General features: G+C 60.9%; 13 protein-coding genes and 1 pseudogene. 9 read left to right on the top strand and 5 right to left on the bottom strand.

The genetic code is table 11. The features are described 5' to 3' along the window. The first annotated feature begins 48 nt into the window (after positions 1 to 48). The 3 genes and pseudogenes from dnaG to rpoD all read left to right on the top strand — a co-directional run bounded on the left by dnaG (position 49) and on the right by rpoD (position 4171). Positions 49 to 1488 carry a DNA primase gene (dnaG, locus tag NVV72_03375; GenBank protein MCR6658414.1) on the top strand — a complete coding sequence of 480 codons (1440 nt, stop codon included), beginning with the start codon at positions 49 to 51 and terminating at the stop codon, positions 1486 to 1488. Further along, positions 1442 to 1954, top strand: a complete 513-nt coding sequence (locus tag NVV72_03370) for a hypothetical protein (GenBank protein ID MCR6658413.1) — start codon at positions 1442 to 1444, stop codon at positions 1952 to 1954. Before dnaG ends, NVV72_03370 begins: the two co-directional genes overlap by 47 nt. A 112-nt stretch (positions 1955 to 2066) precedes the next feature. Then, positions 2067 to 4171 (top strand): annotated as a pseudogene (gene rpoD, locus NVV72_03365) (RNA polymerase sigma factor RpoD). A 29-nt stretch (positions 4172 to 4200) separates the two neighbouring features. Here rpoD and NVV72_03360 read toward each other — a convergent pair. Further along, on the bottom strand, positions 4201 to 5154 hold the full coding sequence (locus tag NVV72_03360; protein MCR6658412.1) for a transposase: 954 nt from the start codon (positions 5152 to 5154) through the stop codon (positions 4201 to 4203). Between the two features lie 304 nt (positions 5155 to 5458). On the opposite strand from NVV72_03360, the gene NVV72_03355 reads away from it, so the two are divergent. Both NVV72_03355 and NVV72_03350 read left to right on the top strand, forming a co-directional pair. Next, the gene (locus NVV72_03355) at positions 5459 to 8299 is read left to right on the top strand and encodes a PAS domain S-box protein (protein ID MCR6658411.1); all 2841 of its coding nucleotides are present in this window, start codon (positions 5459 to 5461) and stop codon (positions 8297 to 8299) included. A 21-nt stretch (positions 8300 to 8320) separates the two neighbouring features. Next, the gene (locus NVV72_03350; GenBank protein MCR6658410.1) at positions 8321 to 8893 is read left to right on the top strand and encodes a hypothetical protein; all 573 of its coding nucleotides are present in this window, start codon (positions 8321 to 8323) and stop codon (positions 8891 to 8893) included. A gap of 20 nt (positions 8894 to 8913) precedes the next feature. On the opposite strand, the gene NVV72_03345 is transcribed toward NVV72_03350, so the two are convergent. Then, entirely contained in the window at positions 8914 to 9399 is a 486-nt protein-coding gene (locus NVV72_03345; GenBank protein ID MCR6658409.1) for a GNAT family N-acetyltransferase, read from the bottom strand. 126 nt (positions 9400 to 9525) lie between these two features. Here NVV72_03345 and NVV72_03340 point away from each other — a divergent pair, with 126 nt between their 5' ends. Beyond that, positions 9526 to 10371: a sulfite exporter TauE/SafE family protein gene (locus tag NVV72_03340; protein MCR6658408.1), complete on the top strand. Its 846-nt coding sequence runs from the start codon at positions 9526 to 9528 to the stop codon at positions 10369 to 10371. Between the two features lie 88 nt (positions 10372 to 10459). Continuing rightward, positions 10460 to 11956 carry a hypothetical protein gene (locus tag NVV72_03335; protein ID MCR6658407.1) on the top strand — a complete coding sequence of 499 codons (1497 nt, stop codon included), beginning with the start codon at positions 10460 to 10462 and terminating at the stop codon, positions 11954 to 11956. A 70-nt stretch (positions 11957 to 12026) separates the two neighbouring features. Here NVV72_03335 and NVV72_03330 read toward each other — a convergent pair whose 3' ends face one another. Further along, a complete protein-coding gene (locus NVV72_03330) occupies positions 12027 to 12485 on the bottom strand; it encodes a hypothetical protein (protein ID MCR6658406.1) in 459 nt (152 codons plus the stop codon). A 129-nt stretch (positions 12486 to 12614) separates the two neighbouring features. Between NVV72_03330 and pstS the strand changes: the two genes are divergently transcribed. Further along, entirely contained in the window at positions 12615 to 13685 is a 1071-nt protein-coding gene (gene pstS / locus NVV72_03325; GenBank protein ID MCR6658405.1) for a phosphate ABC transporter substrate-binding protein PstS, read from the top strand. 167 nt (positions 13686 to 13852) lie between these two features. Here pstS and NVV72_03320 read toward each other — a convergent pair whose 3' ends face one another. Beyond that, on the bottom strand, positions 13853 to 15490 hold the full coding sequence (locus NVV72_03320; GenBank protein ID MCR6658404.1) for an alpha-L-fucosidase: 1638 nt from the start codon (positions 15488 to 15490) through the stop codon (positions 13853 to 13855). Then, positions 15487 to 17466, bottom strand: coding sequence for a sialate O-acetylesterase (locus NVV72_03315; GenBank protein MCR6658403.1), 1980 nt, complete (start codon positions 17464 to 17466; stop codon positions 15487 to 15489). The genes NVV72_03320 and NVV72_03315 overlap by 4 nt, the downstream gene beginning before the upstream one ends. Before the next feature lie 243 nt (positions 17467 to 17709). Here NVV72_03315 and NVV72_03310 point away from each other — a divergent pair, with 243 nt between their 5' ends. Further along, positions 17710 to 18726: a LacI family DNA-binding transcriptional regulator gene (locus NVV72_03310; GenBank protein ID MCR6658402.1), complete on the top strand. Its 1017-nt coding sequence runs from the start codon at positions 17710 to 17712 to the stop codon at positions 18724 to 18726. Positions 18727 to 18940 lie beyond the last annotated feature (214 nt).

The following is an 18940-nucleotide window of genomic DNA, read 5'->3' as shown; positions in this document are numbered from 1 at the left end:
TGATAATATCTGTTCTTCATTTTGGCGGCGTAATGCCTATATAGGCCGGTGCGGTTCGATGATCATTTCCTGGAAGAACTCAAGACGCGCCTGCGACCTTCGGAGGTCATAGGCAAGAGCGTCAAGCTGCGCAAGAATGGCCGCGAATGGGTCGGCCTGTCGCCCTTCAGCAAGGAAAAGACGCCGTCCTTCTACGTCAATGACGAGAAGCGCTTCTTTCATGATTTCTCCTCCGGCAAGCACGGCGACATCATCTCGTTTTTGCAGGAGACCGAACGCCTGAGCTTCAATGAGGCGGTCGAGAAACTGGCCGCCGAAGCCGGCATGGCCCTGCCGGTCGATACGCCCCAGGCCCGCGCCGCCGAGATGAAGCGCCGGGGTTTGACCGACTGGATGGACCTGGCGCAGAAATGGTTCGTCGCGCGTTTGCAGGACAAGACGCCGGCCGCGCAGAATGCCCGCGAATACCTGGAGCGGCGCGGCCTCTCTAAGGAAGATATCGTCACCTTTGGCCTGGGCTATGCCCCGCGGGACCGCACGGCGCTGAAGGATGCGCTCGTCCAGCGCGGCGCCAAGGTCTCCGAACTGGTCGAATGCGGCCTGCTGATCGAGGTCGAGGGCGGCTCGGCCCCCTATGACCGTTTCCGTGACCGGCTGATGTTCCCGATCGAGGATCAACGCGGCATCGTCGTCTCCTTCGGTGGCCGGGCGCTCAATCCGGACGACAAGGCGAAATATCTCAACGGCCCGGAAACGACCCTGTTCCACAAGGGCCAGATGCTGTTCGGCCTGCCCAAAGCGCTGAAACTGCTGGGCGCGCCGGAAGGCCACGCCGAGTTGGTGGTGGTCGAGGGCTATATGGATGTCATCGCCTGCCAGCGCGCCCATGTGGCGGCGGTGGCGCCTTTGGGCACCGCTCTGACCGAGGAGCAGATCGATATCCTGTGGCGTCGCCACCCGGAACCGACCCTGTGTTTTGATGGTGACAAGGCTGGGCAGAGGGCGGCTTTCCGCGCGCTCGACCGCGCCCTGCCTAAGCTGAAACCGGGGAGGTCGTTCAAGGTCTGTCTGCTGCCCGGCGGCCAGGATCCGGACGACATGCTGCGCGAAAAAGGCGCGCTGGCCCTGCGCGAGGCGCTGAAGGAGACGCGGCCTTTCGTCGAGGTGCTGTTCAATCGGGAGGCCGAACTGGAACCGCTTGATACGCCGGAGCGCAAGGCCGGATTCAAGAAGCGCCTGCGCGCACTGGCGGCACAGATCGAGGACAAGGACCTGGCCGAGGCCTATCGCCAGGACCTGCTGGAGCGCTTTGACACCTTGCTGCACCCGCAGCGCAGCGCCGGTAATTTCCAGAACGGTAACTTCCAGCCGCGCGCGCGCCTTTGTGCCGCGCGCGCCGTGGAAGCCCGGCCAGAAACGCGAAATCATCATCCCGCCGGCCATGGAGGAAACGCGCCGCGCCGCCGTCAATCTGTCCGCGGCCCTTGATCCGACGGCGGCCAGCCTGGCGCAAGGGTTGGTCGATAACCCGGACTGGATGCTCGATCAGGTGGAGGGACTGGAAGCCTACGGATTTGGTGATGAGGCGCTGGCGCCCCTGGCAAAGGCGCTTATCGCGCTCAGTTTTCAGCACGAAGGGCTTGACAGGTCCGCATTGAGTCGCCATCTGCAAAAGCAAGGACTTGGTGCATTGTTAAGCGAGATACAGAAGGCGGCCCTAAAGAGCGGCGCGCCATTCCTCTCACCGGACATATCTTTAGCTGATGCCCATGCCCGCTGGTTACAGGCGTTCAACGCGGTCTCGCGTTTGACGGCCTTGGATCGTGCTCTGAATTCGGCCCGCGAACAGGTGGGGACAGAATTTTTTTCACGGCTCAAGCTCGAACGCGATGCCCTGCGGAAGTCCTTGAGAAGCGGACAAATCTGGCAGGACGGCGACGAAAGCCCAACCTAAAAAGCATGAGAAGTCATGTGGTTAAGCTTTCGTTCAGACTGTTTTCAATAAGACACATGAGCGGCTCCTGAAATTTCAGGCACGTTGCGGAGACCCATATGAGTGTGACAAAATGAGCACGGCGACAGAAAAACCTGAAAATGAGGCTTCGTCCGACGGTCCCTTGCTCGACCTGACCGATTCCGCGGTCAAAAAATTCATCAAGGCGGCCAAGGCGCGCGGCTACGTCACCATGGACGAACTGAACAAGGTGCTGCCGTCGGAAGAATTCACCTCCGAGCAGATCGAAGACACCCTGGCCATGCTCACCGAAATGGGCGTGAACGTCATCGAGTCCGAGGAAGAAGCGGCCGAGGGCGGCGAGGTCGTCGTCCGTGAGGAAGCCGGCGCGGTGGTCGAAACCACCAAGACCTCGAACTATGACCGCACCGACGATCCCGTGCGCATGTACCTGCGCGAAATGGGCTCGGTCGAGCTTCTGAGCCGCGAGGGCGAAATCGCCATCGCCAAGCGCATCGAGGCCGGCCGCGACACCATGATCCGCGGCCTGTGCAGAATCGGCGCTGACCTTTGAAGCCATCATGATCTGGCGCGAGGAACTGGGGTCTGGCCGCATCCTGCTGCGTGAAATCATCGACCTGGAGGGCACCTATGGCGGTGGTCCGCAGGAAGGTCCGCCGCCGGGCGCGCTCGGCGAAGACGGCGAGGAGATCGAGGAAGTGATCCAGCCTGGACCGCGTCCGCAGCGCTTCGTGCCGCCGGTCATCAAGATCCCCGATCCCGTGCCGCCCAAGCCGGAAGTGAAGGCGGTCGTCGAAGCCAAGGCTGTTGAACCTAAGAAAGCCAAGGGCGATGACGACGACGATGACGACGATTATGTCCCGATGGACGAGGAAGAAAAAGAAGCCCGAGCCTGAGGAAGAGGAAGAGGACGATTTCGACGATGGCGCCGGCCCGTCGGTTTCGGCCATGGAATCGGAACTGCGCGAAGGCGTGATGGCGACGCTTGACGCCATTGCCGGCGAGTTCGAGACCTATCGTCATACCCAGGAAAAGATGCTGACCGCCAAGCTGGAGGGCCTGCCCCTCGATCCGGCGGACCGCGCGGCCTATGATGAGGTAACGGCGACAATTACCCGCCACCTCAAGACGTTGAAGCTCAACAACCAGCGCATCGAAGCCCTGGTCGAGCAGCTCTATACCATCAACAAGAAGCTGATGGGGCTGGAAGGCCGCCTGCTGCGCCTGGCTGACTCTTACGGCATTTCGCGCACGGAATTCCTGACCGCCTACTATACGCGTGAACTCGATCCCGCCTGGGGCGACAAAGTGCGCGACATGGGCATCCGCTGGCAGAAGTTCATCGATAATGACGGCCCGGCGATCAACCGCATTCGCGGCGAGGTCACGCAACTGGCCACCGATATGGGCGTGGCGGTCGATGATTTCCGCCGCATCGTCGGCACGGTGCAGAAGGGCGAGCGCGAAGCCCGGCAGGCCAAGACCGAAATGGTCGAGGCGAATCTGCGTCTCGTCATCTCGATTGCCAAGAAGTACACCAACCGCGGCCTGCAGTTCCTCGACCTCATTCAGGAAGGCAATATCGGCCTGATGAAGGCGGTCGACAAGTTCGAATACCGCCGTGGTTACAAGTTCTCGACCTATGCCACCTGGTGGATCAGGCAGGCGATCACGCGAAGCATCGCCGACCAGGCCCGCACCATCCGCATCCCGGTCCACATGATCGAGACGATCAACAAGATTGTCCGGACATCGCGCCAGATGCTGCATGAAATCGGCCGCGAACCGACGCCGGAAGAACTGGCTGAAAAGCTGGCCATGCCGCTGGAAAAGGTGCGTAAGGTATTGAAAATTGCCAAGGAACCGATTTCGCTGGAAACGCCGATCGGTGACGAAGAAGACAGCCACCTCGGCGACTTCATCGAGGACAAGAACGCCGTCCTGCCGATCGACGCGGCCATCCAGTCCAACCTGCGTGAAACTACCACGCGGGTTCTGGCCTCGCTCACGCCGCGTGAAGAACGTGTTCTGCGCATGCGTTTCGGCATCGGCATGAACACCGACCACACGCTGGAAGAAGTTGGCCAGCAGTTCTCGGTCACCCGCGAACGTATCCGCCAGATCGAGGCCAAGGCGCTGCGCAAGCTGAAGCACCCGTCGCGGTCGCGCAAGCTGCGGTCGTTCCTGGATAGCTAATGGGCAACTGTGTTTGAGTGTGGCGCGGATCAGGTGATCTGCGCCATTTCTTTTGTGTGCCAGTTTGAGTTTTTAGCGATCATAGCGTTGAGTGCTGTGATCATCCACCTCGCAATGGCAATGAGGGGGCACTTCTTTTGTTTTCCTCTGCTTGTGAGGGCCTGATAGCGGTCTTTTACGTCGGCTTTTGATCGGCTTGCGGTTACGGCAGCGGCGAAGAGGAGGTGGCGGATGTGGCGCCTTCCGCCCCAGATGGTTCTTTTTCCCCTGAATGTTCCGCTATCCCTTGGATGAGGGGCCAGTCCGGTCAGGCTTGCGATCTGTTTTCGGTTTCTGTGTCCGAGCTCAGGCAAATCCGCGATCAGGGTTGCTGCGGTAACCGGTCCGATGCCTGGCGCACTTTGCAGGCAGACAGAGGCTTTGCGGAAGTCAGAGTTGGCCTCGATCAGTTCGCGGATTACGGCTTCAATGCTGCGGATTTGCTGATCAAGGATGCTGAGCATGTGGTCGAGGCTTTGGCATATCCAGGGATCATTGCAGAACTGATGTCTACGGGTACGTTCCTGCTTGCGCATTTCGACCATCTGCCGGCGCCTGCTGAGATACAGGCTGAGCCTAACCCGTTCGGTCGAGCGAGGTTGTGACGGTGCCGGCTTTAGGGCCTGCGCCATATGGGCCAGCATGGCTGCATCAACGCGGTCTGTCTTGGTGCGTCGGCCTGAGGCTTTAGCAAAGTCTCTGGCGTCTCTGGGGTTTACGCGGACAAAGGCACCCTGACGCCGCTCCAGTTCTGTGTGCAGGGTCTGGTCAACACGGCTTGTAGCTTCGAACACGACAAGACGTTGGGTGTCGAGGCCATCCAGCCAGGCTGTGATGGCATCAGTGTGGTTATCGATCTGAAAGTAACGCGAAGTTTGACTGTCGAAGATGTCGAGTGTCGCTTTGGAAACATCGACGCCAATGGGAAATTGGTGCAAGGTCATGGGGCCTGTCCTTGTCAATACGGGGTCGGTGGCGACCGCCCCTGGCAACTGTTCAGGTTTGGTGTGAAGCTGCCGGGGACTGAGCCCAGAAACGATCTCTAAGGGATCGGGGTTTGGACAGTCTCCCGGCGGCGATCTTCACAATAGCATACCCACAACAGACAGGGTTGGGGCCTGCGGCCCCGAACCCCGTTCGTTTCAGGACGCAACCAGCGTTTCCACATTGATCCTTTATGGCAAATTGTCATGATTTATCCCAACGCAGGGGGGCGCCTGCGGAGTTCTCAGTGGGGTTCAGGGGCATATGCCGCTCAGCAAACTTTCGCCAGGCGAACAGGCTGATTTTTTCCGTCTCGTGCTCGATTCGACCGTCGAAGGCGTCTGCACCCTGGACCGGCAGGGGCGCGTCACCATGTGCAACGCCGCCTTCCTGCGCATGTTCGGCTTTTCCGAGACCGATACCGTCATCGGCACCGTGCTGCATGACCGCATCCACCACCATCATGCCGATGGCAGCCTCTATCCCCTGGACGATTGCCCGCTCTATCGCGCCTCCTTAAGCGGCGAAGCCTGTCATGTGCCCAATGACGCCTTCTTCCGCCAGGATGGCACGTCATTCCCGGTCGAATACCGTGTCCAGCCGCTGAAAAGGGACGGGGACATCACCGGGGTGATCTGCACCTTTGTCGATATCAGCGAGCGCGTAGCGCAGGCCGAAAGCCTGGCAGCCATGCAAAAAGTGGCCGATTCCACGTCCGACCGCCTCAGGCTGGCCCCGGCTTCGGGTGCCGTGCTCGGCACCTGGTTCTGGGACCTGCCACGGCAAAAGGTGACCGGCGATGAAGGCTTCGCCCACACCTTCGGCATAGATCCGGCCGCAATGGCTGAGGGCGTGCCTTTTGAAGCCATAGGGCGGGCCGTCCACCCGGACGACCTGGCCGATGTGGTCGCCGCCGTCGAAAAGACGATGGCGTCGGGTGAGCCCTGCATCATCGATTATCGCGTCCGCAAGGGTGACGGCTGGCGCTGGGTAAATGCCACCGGCAAGGCAGTGCTGGATGACAAGGGGCAGGCGATCAACCAATCGGGCATTGTCATCGATATAGATGAGCGCCGGCGCGCCGAACTGGCGCTTGATGAAAGTCATCATCAGTTACGCATGGCGCAGAAGGTCGGGGGCATTGGTGTTTTCGCCGTACCGGCCGGCGCCGACGAGCTGACCGTTTCCGAGGAATTCTGCACCATTTTCGGTCTCGACCCCGCCCCGGTGGTATCGCTGAGGGCGGTCGCCGATCTGGTCCTGCCGGAAGACGCCGGGGCGCAGTCGACAGAGAATGACCGCGCCGAAGGCACAACGCCTTCTGAAACCGAATACCGCATCCGCCGGCCCGATGGCGAGGTGCGCTGGATATACCGCCGCGCCGAATTCATCCGCGATGGCGATGGCCGGCCATCGCACATGGTCGGCATGGTGCAGGATATCACCGCCCGCAAGACGGCCGATCTGCGCCTGAAGGAAAGCCAGGCATACCTCAACCTGATGTTGGAAAGCGTGCAGGATTACGCCATTATCTCGCTGGATGAGGCCGGCCGCATCATGCTGTGGAATTCCGGGGCGCAGAAGATCTTCGGCTACAAGCCGCAGGACGTGATGGGTAGCCATATCGAGGTCATCTTCACGCCGGAGGACCGGGCGCACGGTGCGCCGCGCACCGAACTGGCCATGGCCGCCACCAATACCCGCGCCTCGGATGAGCGCTGGCATCTGCGTCAGAGCGGCGATCGCTTTTATGCCTCCGGCACCATGGCGGCGATGTATGATGATGAAGGCCGCGTCAGGGGCTTTATCAAGATCGCGCGCGACATGACGGCCCAGCAACAGGCCCAGGAAGCCCTGCTCGAAGCGCGCAACGCCGCCGAAGCCGCCAATATCGCCAAGACGGAATTCCTGGCCAATATGAGCCACGAAATCCGCACGCCGATGAACGCCATCATCGGCCTGTCCACCATCCTGTCGAAAAGCCAGCCCCTGACGCCCCGCCAGACGGAATATATCCGGACCCTGTCCAACAGCGCCGACAGCCTGCTGGCCCTGATCAACGACCTGCTCGATATTGCCAAGATCGAGGCGCGCACGGTCGAGCTGGAACACATCCCCTTCAGCCTGACGCGCCTGACGCAGGAAGTGGCCAGCATGATGGCCGTATCGGTGCGCGACAAGGGCCTGACATTCACCGGTGATGGCGAATGCGTCGAGGAGCGCATGTTCATCGGCGACCCGACGCGCCTGCGGCAGATCATCGTCAACCTGTGCAGCAACGCCATCAAGTTCACCGAAAAAGGCGGCGTCCATGTCGGCATCACCTGCCATGCGTCGGATATACCTGACAGCGAAATGGTTTGCATTTCCGTCACCGACACCGGCATTGGCATCGCGCCGGAAAAGATGGAAACCATCTTCCAGAAGTTCGTTCAGGCCGATACCAGCATCAACCGCAAATATGGCGGCACGGGCCTGGGCCTGGCCATCACCAAGACCCTGACCGAAATCATGGGTGGCAGTATTTCGGTCAGGAGCGAAGTCGGCGAGGGCTCGGTGTTCGAGGTCTGCATTCCGCTGAAGATCGCCACCAGTGACCAGGTGAACCGGACGGAATATTCAATCCACGCCATTGTCGATAATACGGTCGAGGCCCATGTCCGGCCGCATGTCCTGCTGGTGGAAGATTACGAGCCCAATATCCTGGTCGCCACCACCTTCCTGGAAGATTTTGGCTACTATGTCGATGTCGCCAATAACGGTCAGGAAGCCTTCGAAGCTGTCAAGAAGCGCGCCTATGTGGCCGTGCTGATGGATGTGCAGATGCACGGCATGAACGGTCTGGACGCCACCCGCCGCATCCGTGAATGGGAAGAGAGCGAAGGCCGGCCGCGTGTCCGCGTCATCGGCATGACGGCCCACGCCCTGGCCGGTGACCGCGAGCGCTGCCTGGCCGTGGGCATGGATGACTACATCCCCAAGCCTTTCCGGCCGGAAGAGCTGCGCCGCAAGATCGAGCTGGGGCAGGGGGGTAGGCAGGATAAGGACTTCCACAAAGCTTGCCTTATCTGCCGGGTCGGATACACATTCCAGGACAGAAGGTGAAGTGTGAAAGTGGGGGGAAATATGTCGGTGGTAAAAGCGGCATACGCCGTCTTGGCTCTGATATCTGTATTGGCCGGGGCGGGCGGTAGCCAGGCTGCCGTGCCTGAGCCGAAATCAAAAATGCTGCTGAGCGACTATAGTGTTGATGCCGCTTGTCGGCAGGAAAATTTTGACATTAACAGGCAAACATATTCGCCTGATCGGCTCGATCAGGATCGCTTCTATGAGCAAAGATACAACAGAACCAACAACACAATTAAATTTCCACTGCCTGTGCTCTGCATCTATCGGGCATACGGAAGTGAGGCTTTAAAAGCGTGGGCCGAAAAAAGCGATGTGGTAGCGAAGTACGTGCTGTTTCAGGTTAATTACAAACGAGATTGTTCGGCCCTGAAATCCGACGCGGCTTTTCTTTATTCCGTAGCCCGGATTAGATTTAAAAATAGACATGGTGTGGTTATTTCAAGATTGCCGGAAGCATATGAGTTACTGGCAAACATGCAATTGATGTGTGGAATGCTGGATGCCTCGGACGAAAGTAGCGCGCTTGCATACAAGGCGGGCTATCAATCTCACATGACATTTCTGGAATGAGGTCATTATACGCTCCGCCTTCAAAGCACCAGTCGCAGATACCTTACCCCCTTGCCATTGGCCAGTACCGTGCGCCCGACCTCGGTAAAGCCCAGCTTTTCATGAAAGGCGTCCGAGGCCGGATTGGGCGGGTCATAATTAACCTCACAGACAATACAGTCATGACCGGCGGCGCGGGCGGCGGCGAAGACGTCTTCGTAGAGTTGCCGCGCCAGGCCCTCGCCACGCCGGCTGGCGCTGACCGCCACGCGATCGACATAGACGAAACGGGGATATCGTGCCTTGAACCACAGGAAGTTCGGGCTGTCATAGGGTGTGTTCTGGTCGCAGGCGATCACAAGTCCGTCACCCTCATCGACCGTGGCGGCGAAAAAGGCGGCGCCGATCAGGTGCTCCAGCCCTTGCCGGGACAGGGAAGACAATTCCGTGGCGTGATCTTCGTTCAGCCGGTGCAGGGCGTCGAGAAGCGGGGCTGGCAGGGGCGTGGTCAGACGATTAACGGGCATGATATCCTCCATACCCGTAAGCCTCTCTAACGGGTAGCGCCAATTTATTTGATTTGTCTCCGGCGGCGGGGGCTTTATGGTGCCGGCTCACGAAAAGCTCAGCCTGCACGGGACAGCCCTCGATTCATGACCCAGTTCGACCTGCCCGCGTATCTGACCAATCTGGTTTCGGGCATCCATATCAATCCGCTCTATTCGCTTTCCGGGCTGCTGGTGGGGATTCTCGTCGGCCTGACCGGCGTGGGCGGCGGTTCGCTGATGACGCCGCTTCTGGTACTGCTGTTCCATATCCATCCGGCCACCGCCGTCGGCACCGACCTGCTCTATGCCTCGATAACCAAGGGCGTCGGCACGGTCATTCACGGTTTCAAGAACACCATCAACTGGATGATTGTCGGCCTGCTCGCCCTGGGTTCCATCCCGGCCACGGCCGCCACGCTTTATGCCGTCCACCATTTCGGCAAGTCGGATGCCGTTTCCTACATGATCACCCATGTGCTCGGCTACGCCCTGTTCGTCACGGCCGCCATGCTGCTGCTGCGCGGTCTTATCCACAAACTGGCGAAGAAGCGCCAGGATAAGGCGATCGAGGAACACAAGCCGCTGCATACCGGCCGCCGCGCCTTCCTGACGGTCCTGACCGGGCTGGTCCTGGGCTTCCTGGTGTCGCTGTCCTCGGTGGGCGCCGGTGCGCTGGGCGTCACGGCCCTGATCCTGCTCTACCCGCAATTGCCCACGGTGAAGATCGTCGGCTCCGACATCGCCCACGCCGTGCCGCTGACCTTCCTGGCCGGTCTCGGCTATTTCTACATCGGTAATGTTGATTTGAGCCTGCTGGCCTCGCTCCTGACCGGCTCGATCCCCGGCATCATCATCGGCTCTATGTTCGCATCAAAGGTGCCGGAAAAGGTGCTGCGCGGCCTGCTGGCGGCGGTGCTTACGCTCGTCGGCTTCAAGCTGGTCACCGCCTGATATCGTCTTCCGGCAGATTCCGCTTGTGACGCCCCGGATTACCGTTAATCTGTGGTTAACGGTCATTGGCGACCGGGCTGGGGGGCTTATGCGCGTATTGTCAAACATCATGGCCGGACTAGCGGCGCTGTCGCTGTCGCTGTCGCTGGCGCTTGGGGCTTTCCCTGCCCTGGCCGCGCCACCCGCCAGCAGCAGCGGCACGGCCGTTGCCATCATGCAGGCCACCGCCGCCACGCAATCCGGCGATTGCGCCGCTGCCATGGCGCCGCTCAACCAGCTCTGGCATGATCCCTATCTCGAACAGAACGATCCGAAACTGGCGGCACAGTTCCGCTTTCAGTTGATCGCCTGCACGGCCCAGACCCAGGGCATACCCGCCGCCCTGGCGCTTTCCGCCGAAAACGTCACCCGTGCCTATGATATCAATGCCTATGACCTGCACATCTTCTTGCAACTGATCAGCGGCAAGGGCGATGACGCGACCACGACGCTTGGCGCCGCCCTGACGCAGTTCCCGGCCCAGGCGCCGGACCTGACCGATATGAGCGTTATCGGCGTGCTGATCGCCAACCGAGAAACCCATCCGGATGTCGCCCAGGCCGTGCTGAACCGCCTTGAAGAGGGGCACTGGCAGATCCATGACATTTCCGGCCGGCCGCTGATGGGGCTTTTGCGTCTCGAAGGTCTGCGCGCGTCGGTCAAGGCGGGCGATACGGTCCATGCGGACCTCTATCGCGCCGACCTGAAAGCCGATGCGCCCTTCTATATCGTCAGCCAGGGCGACGGCGATATCAGTCAGGCCGCCGTGCCCGCCGAACCGGTCCGGCCGATGCTCAACCGCGAGATCGAAGAGGTAAAGGCGGTCATTACCGCGAATCCGGCCAATCTGTCGGCACTGGCCTATCTGATGCACCTGGAAATCACCAATGATCAGAATGCCCTGGCCCTGACCCAGCTTGGCGGCATACTCGACCTGGTTGATAAGTACGGCCTGGACAAGTTCTCGTCGCCGGACTCTTATCCGGGCCTCCTGACCACGCGGGCCGAGCTTTATGCCCGCACCGGACGTTTCCTCGAAGCCGGCACGGCCTATGAAGCCGGCGCCAAGGCCCTGGGGCCGGAAAAATCGGCCGATCTTCTGTTGTCCTATATGAATTTCCTCGTCGATCGCGGGCAGGATGCCGCGGCCCTGGCGCTCAAGGACCGTATCACCGCGCCGGATGCCGCGCAGCAAGCCACGCTGGCCATGACCGAAGCCTGCGCGCGGGCCTATAGTGGTGACAAGGCTGGCTTCGCTGCGAGCATGGCCACGCTGTCCGGACAAAACCTGATGCAGGTCAAGCCTTTCCTCTGCGCCGGCGACAGCGACAGTGCGGCGAAGATTCTGATCGCCGTCATGACCGATCCGGCGACACGCGACACCATGATCGCCTTCATGCAGGACGAGCTGCCGCCGATTTCGGTCAGCAACCGTGACGATGCCTTCATCGCCGCCCTGCTGGCGCTGAAAAAACGATCGGATGTGCAGGCGGCGGCCGAGGCCAGCCACATCATCATCCGCCAGTGGCCGGTACGGCTGAACTAGGGCGCTGTCCCCTAACTCCCTCTCTCCCACATGGGGAGAGTGGGGCTTAATCCGATATCGACCGCACTGGCTATTTTAACCCGCACCAGATATCGACGGGTTTCTGCTGTGCCGTCTTTACATAGTCCTGGAAGACGCTGCATCCGATCCGGCCCGCCTTGTCCTTCACCGTGATCTGCACCAGTGGCGAACCGGTATTGATGTCCTTAACGCGATCCTTGGGCATACCGTCGCCGGTCATATGGACGGTCTGGTCCTTCGCCTCGACCTCAACCGTATCGGTATTGAATTCGATGGCCCCGCCAGCATCGGCCAGGTGCATGGTCTCCGGCACCGGCAGGCCGTAATATTTAGCTGAGATGGTGAGGCGCCCGACCTGTGCCGTCGTTCCTGGCTTGATGTGCAGGGCGATATCATAGGCGAAATCGACCGGTTTCGTGGCCACCGGCGGCGGCGTTTCGGCCGGCTTTGGCGAGCATTGTATCAGGGCCAGCGCCATCAGGCCGGCAGCGATGATCTTACAGGACATGGCGACCTCCCTTTATCGTTTTCTTATATGTTCAAGCCAAATTGCGAACGCCGCTTTTATACTGTATTGGCGCAGGTGTCACAATTACGGTCCCTAGTGGCATCGTTTGGAATTATCTGGAGAAAGCCAATGTTCAAGCCGGTTCTCGCATTAACTCTCGCCGCCCTGGCGCTGGTCGCCTGCAGCCCGTCCAAGCCCGCCGGCGATGCTGGCTCGGCCGCACCTGCCGGCGGTATCTCCGGTGCCGGCGCCACCTTCCCCGCGCCGGTCTATGCCGCCTGGGCCGCCAAATACAAGACCGAGGCCGGCACGACCATGAACTATCAGGCCATCGGTTCTGGCGGCGGTATCAAGCAGATCGAGGCCGGCACGGTCGATTTCGGCGCCAGCGACAAACCGCTGAAGGCCGAGGAACTCGACAAGAACGGTCTCTACCAGTTCCCGACTGTGATGGGCGGCATCGTGCCTCTGGTGAACCTGCCGGGCATCGAAGCGGGTAAGCTGAAGCTGAGCGGCCCGCTGCTGGCCGATATCTTCCTCGGCAAGGTCACCACCTGGAACGACAAGGCGATTGCGGCTCTGAACCCCGGTGTTACCCTGCCGGCCCTGCCGGTCACCGTGGTCCACCGTTCAGATGGTTCCGGCACCTCCTTCCTGTTCACCACCTACCTGTCTTCGCAATCGCCGGAATGGGCGTCCAAGGTCGGCGGTTCGGATGCCGTCGAATGGCCGACCGGCATGGGCGGGAAGGGCAATGATGGCGTCGCCGCCTTCGTCAAGCAGACGGTGGGCTCGATCGGCTATGTCGAATATGCCTATGCCAAGAAGAACGGCGGCACCTTTGCGCTGGTGAAGAACAAGGCGGGCAACTTCCCGCAACCGGCCGCCGCTTCCTTCTCGGCCGCCGCCGCCAGCGCTGACTGGGCCCATGCGCCGGGCAATTACATGCTGCTGCTCGACCAGCCGGGCGCCGACGCCTGGCCGCTGGCCGGCGCCACCTTCATCCTGGTTCACAAGACCCAGACCGACGCCGCCAAGGGCGCCGCCGTGCTGAAGTTCTTCGACTGGGCCTACAAGTCGGGCGATGCTGATGCCGGTTCGCTCGACTATGTGCCGATGCCGGATACGGTGAAGACCATGGTCCGCCAGCAATGGTCGGCGGTCCGGGCCGGTGGCAAGCCGGTCTATACGGCGCAGTAAGTTTCGCGCATTCCAAAACAAAACCCCGCGATCACCGGTCGCGGGGTTCTTATTTCTTCTCCTCCCCATTTCTTAAATGGGGAGGTGTCAGCGAGCGTAGCGAGATGACGGAGGGGCGCCCCCCGGCGCTACGCGCCACCTCCCCCACTTCGTAGGGAGGAGAAAATTTACACCAGCCCCGAACCCGTAATCTTCAGCACCGGTGTAAAGGTCGGTTTCGCGTCCGGCAGTTTCACGCTCAGTCCATCCATGCCCAGTTCAAACTTCAAGGGTTCGGCATGGCCCAGCAGTTCGACCTTTTCGATCGTGCCTTTGCGCTGTGGCGATCCCTCGGCCATGGAATAGATTTGAACGTACCCATTTTCCGGCCAGTCCTGCACCAGGGCATACAAAACACCTGATTTCGTGGTGAAGCGGATATCCTCATGGCTGAACGGCTTGGCCTTCCACTCATCCATGTCGCCGGCCGCCGGCGGCGCAAACGGGCCTTCGCCAAAGATATCCCACGGACGGGTAGCGAAAATGGCCTCGCCATTGACCGCCATCCACGCGGCCATGTCGGCCAGGATCGCCTCTTCCTTCTCGTCGATCGAACCATTGCCGCGCACCGGGATGCTCAGCAGCATATTGCCGTTTTTGGAAACCACATCGGCCAGGCGCTGGATAACCTCCTTCGCCGTCTTGTAGCCATTGCGCTCATAGAGCGGACGGTCATAGTGCCAGTTGCCGATACAGGTGCAGGTCTGCCACGGAATCTCGCGCAGGCGATCGGAATAGCCGCGCTCGACATCCTCAGTGATGGCCTTGCGCTGCAGGTCGTTCAGCCGCTTGCCGGTGGCCACAACATCCAGCTTGCCGTGCCACGTATAGCTGGCATTGTAATAATAGGCCGTGGCGTCGAGGCCGGTCTGTTCGAGCGGCAGCGTGGTGTTGTCGAAATAGACGAGGTCCGGCTGGTACTTGTCGACCAGATCCTGCTGGCGCAGCGCCCATTTCTTCACAAAGTACGGATCGCCCGGCGGCACGGTTTCCAGCCACTGGCCGGAATGGCTGTCGTGGTAATCCTGCATGGCCTTGATGGTGGTAATGCCATCGGGCGGCACCATGTCGCCTTCTGGCCCGACATAGAGCTCATGCGGGTCATAGCCCTCCCACCACTTGCCCTTGCCGTCTTCCTTCTTCACGCGATAAGCGTCATAACGCAGGCCGCGCGCCGGCCCCTCGGCATCATAGCCAAAGGCGGTCGCCCACCAGTGCCAGGCATGGGCGCCGTGGTTGGAGACGCCGAAGCGCAAGCCTTGCGCCCGCGCCGCCTTGGCCCAGGTGCCGACGACATCGCGCTTGGGGCCCAGCTTCGTGGCGTTCCAGTCCTGGTATTTGGAATCGAACATGTCGAAATTGTCGTGGTGATTGGCCAGCGAGACGAAATACTTCGCGCCGGCCGCCTTATAGAGCCCGATCAGGCGATCCGGATCCCACTGATCGACTTTCCACTGGCCGATGAACTCCATGAAACCGAACTGCGCCGGATGGCCATAGGTCTTGACGTGATGGTCGTAATAGGGATTGCCCTGCTGGTACATCTGGCGGCCGTACCAGTCACCATATTCCGGCACGCATTGCGGCCCCCAGTGCGCCCAGATGCCGAGCTTGGCGTCACGGAACCATTCCGGCGTCTGGTAGTTTTCAGCCAGCGACTCCCACGAGCCCTTGAAGGGGGCTTTCGGGGCAGCCTCAGCGGCGGTGGGGGCGATAAAGGCGGCACCTGCGGACGTGGCCAGTAATTGGCGGCGGTTCATCTTCATTGGCTGACTTTCAGTTCGAACGGTACGGCAGGCTGGTCATCGCCGCTGTAGAGATTGGTGAAGGGCGCGTCCGACCAGGCGTAGCGTACCTTGATTGTTTCGGGCGTATTGGCGCCTTTCAGCACGACGCGGCTGCCATCGGTCACGGCGGTGACATAACGGCAGGCGTCCTTGGCGTCGCAGGTCTCGAAACCAATGGCGGTATCGGAGCTATAGGTTTTCAGGCCGCTGTCGGCATAACGGAAATTGACCGCCAGGTCCGCGCCGGCGCGCGTCACCGAGGTCGCCTCCGGCCCGGTCGGGGCAACCGCCTTTCCGAAGACGAGATGATCAACCGCGCGGGCGGCGCGCAGGCCGATGATATTCTTCTGCGTCGGGTGAATATCGCTGCGGTCGCCGAAATCATGGCTGACGATCAGGGCGGCGTGCGGATCGCCATCCACACTCAGGCGCTGGGCCTCGCGCAGTTCGGCCCAGTGCGACACGCCGGGCGTCGTAGAGACCGAGCCATAGCTGGACAACTGCACGATCAGCATGGGCAGGTCGGGCGCGGCAAAGCTCTTGCGCCAGTCGGCCATCAGCATCGGCAGCAAGGTGCGATACTCAGCGGCGGCATCGGCATTGGATTCGCCCTGATACCAGGCCGCGGCCCTGACCGTATAGGGGGCCAGCGGGGCGATCATGCCGTTATAGAGGGTGTTGAGGCTGGTCGGTACATCCCAGGGGGCAGCGGGAATGCGCAAGTTAGCATTTTGGCCTTTCGCCGCCATGCCGGTCTTGTAGGTCCAGTCAGCGGAGAGCGGAATGGCCTGGCCGTCGCAGGTCTTGACGAAGCGCATGTCGGGCGTGCCGGTCAGGCCGTTACTGCCCAATACGCGCAGGACGATGACGTTTTCGCCCGCCTTGAAGACGCCTGCGCCCACCTTGTAATCGCGCCATACCCAGTTGATGCCGCCGCTGCCGACCCACTGGCCATTGACCCAGGTGGTGTCGAAGGTATCGATGGGGCCGAGCGTCAGTTCATTGGCCTTGGCGGCCTGATCGGCGGTCAGCGTCACGCGGCTGCGCAGCCAGACCACGCCATCGAAGCCTTTGAGATCGGCGGCATCGCTGTCCTTCCAGCCGCCGGTGGCCTTCAGGCGCGACCACGAAGAATCGTTGAAGGCCGGCGAAATCCAGGCGCGCTGGGCCTTGGCGGATTTGTCATGCGCGTCCCACCAGGCTTCCTGTGCCTTGGCGTGGGCGGCCTGCGCCTTTTCGGGGTTTTCGCCATACTGCGCTACGGCATCGACGCCAGCGGTATAGGCGGGAAGGGTGCGCAGGGCGGCGGGGCTGATCCAGCTCTGGATCGTGGTGCCGCCCCAGTCCGTGCCGATAAAGCCCACCGGCACCTTGTGTTCCTTTTGCAGGGCCTTGCTCATATAGTAGCAGACGGCCGAAGCCTCGCCTGTGGTGTCCGGCCCGGTTACTTTCCAGGCGGGCGCGGTTTTCAGGTCATCGCGCGGGCTGGCGGCGCTGTCCTTCTCGATATTGACGAAGCGCAAATTCGGATTGGCCGAGGCGCCGATCTCGCCCCAGGCACCGGTCGAGAGACGCGCCGGGAATTCCATATTGGATTGCCCGGAACAGAGATAGACGTCGCCGATCAGGATGTCGTTCAGGGTCGTAGTGGCCTGGCCGTCGGAAACCGTCAGCGTATAGGGGCCGCCGGCGGTGAGCGCCGGCAGGACGGTCTTCCACTTGCCATCAGTGCCGGCCGTGGTGGTGGCGGTCTGGCCGTTGACACTGACGGTAAGCGCGGCATTGGGCGCGGCGGTGCCCCAGATATTGACCGCCTGATCGCGCTGTATCACGGCATGGTCGCCGAAGATGCGGGCGAACTGCGGCGCGGTTTGCGCCTGAGCCGCGAAAGGCAGGGTGATCAGCAGGCCCGTGGTTGCGGCCAGGGTTATGATTCGGCGGATATCGGGCCTCATGGCGGGCTCCCCTCACTATATTATGATTGCGGCGCGCTCTTACCGGCGGCCAGGTTCATAGCGTCAAATTATAGCCCGGTTTTCAAGTATTTTCTGCACGAATTTTTCGTTTGCCAAAATATTTTCATTCGTGAAATTTGATGAATTCGGTTGCCTCGGTGACCGGTTTTGCTCATTTATTTGCCAAGTAAGCGATTGCATCCTATAGATCTGCAAATAACGGAATAGAACGGGGTACTGGGTTTGGCGCGCAAGGTCGGTCGGCGAGGGGGCAATATCGTCACCATTCATGATGTGGCGCGCCATGTTGGCGTCTCCCCGATGACGGTGTCACGGGTCATCAATGGCGAAAAAAATGTGCGCGAGGAAACCCGCGCCAAGGTGATGGCCTCGGTCGAGGCGCTGAACTATTCGCCCAATCTGGCCGCCCGTTCGCTGGCCACGCAGGATTCGGCGCGCATTGGCCTGCTCTATTCCAATCCCTCCGTCGCCTTCCTCAGCGAGTTCCTGCTCGGCATTTTGTCGGAAAGCTCGCAAAGCGGCGCGCAATTGCTTATTGAGAGCTGCGAAGGCCCCGAAGGCGCCACCGCCGCCCTGGAAAAGATGAAGGCCGCCGGGTGCGACGGCGTCATCCTGTCGCCGCCGCTCAGCGATTCCACCCGTGTTGCCAAGATATTGCAGGACATGAAGATGCCCTTCGTCGGCGTCGCCATGGCCCGGCCCGACCCGAACGTCTCCTGCGTCACCATCGATGATTTCAAGGCCGCGGCCGCCATGACGCGCCGCCTGATCGAACTGGGGCACCGCGATATCGGCTTCATCAAGGGGCATCCGAATGCCTATGCCAGCCAGATCCGTTACGATGGCTTTGCCGCGGCCATGGAAAAGGCCGGCCTGAAGATCGATCCCGGCCATGTGGCGCAGGGCTATTTCACCTATCGTTCCGGCTTCGATGCCGCCGAGCGGATGCTGAGCCAGAAGGTGCGCCCCACGGCCATCTTCGCCTCCAATGACGATATGGCCGCCGGCGCCGTGGCTTCCGCACACAGGCTGGGCCTGGAGGTGCCGGAGAAGCTGAGCGTGGTGGGCTTCGACGATACGGCCATGGCCTCCAGCGTCTGGCCGGAACTGACGACCGTACGCCAGCCGATCTCCGACATGGCCGGTCTGTCGGTGCGCCTGCTGCTCGACCAGATCAAGGGGCACCGCTCGGGCCGTCCATTCGAGGCCGTGCGCGAGGTCCGGGACTTCTCTCGCTGATCGAGCGTCAGTCGTCCGCCGATATCGGAAGCGCTTCCAGTTGATTTGCGCAGATAAAATTATATTTATGGGCAGGAAATAGTGTATTTCTGCTTGACATAAGAGGCTGTCTGCCAGATTGGTAGCGCTAACAAACAGGCTGTGACCTGCGAAGGTTTAATGACGGCTGTAAACGGGTAGAGAAGATGCGGATGAGGTCATCCGCCCAAGCATT

Source organism: Asticcacaulis sp., from assembly GCA_024707255.1.
Taxonomy (GTDB): domain Bacteria; phylum Pseudomonadota; class Alphaproteobacteria; order Caulobacterales; family Caulobacteraceae; genus Asticcacaulis.
Note: the sequence above shows the minus strand (reverse complement) of the source record. Positions and strands in the feature narration are given on the sequence as shown.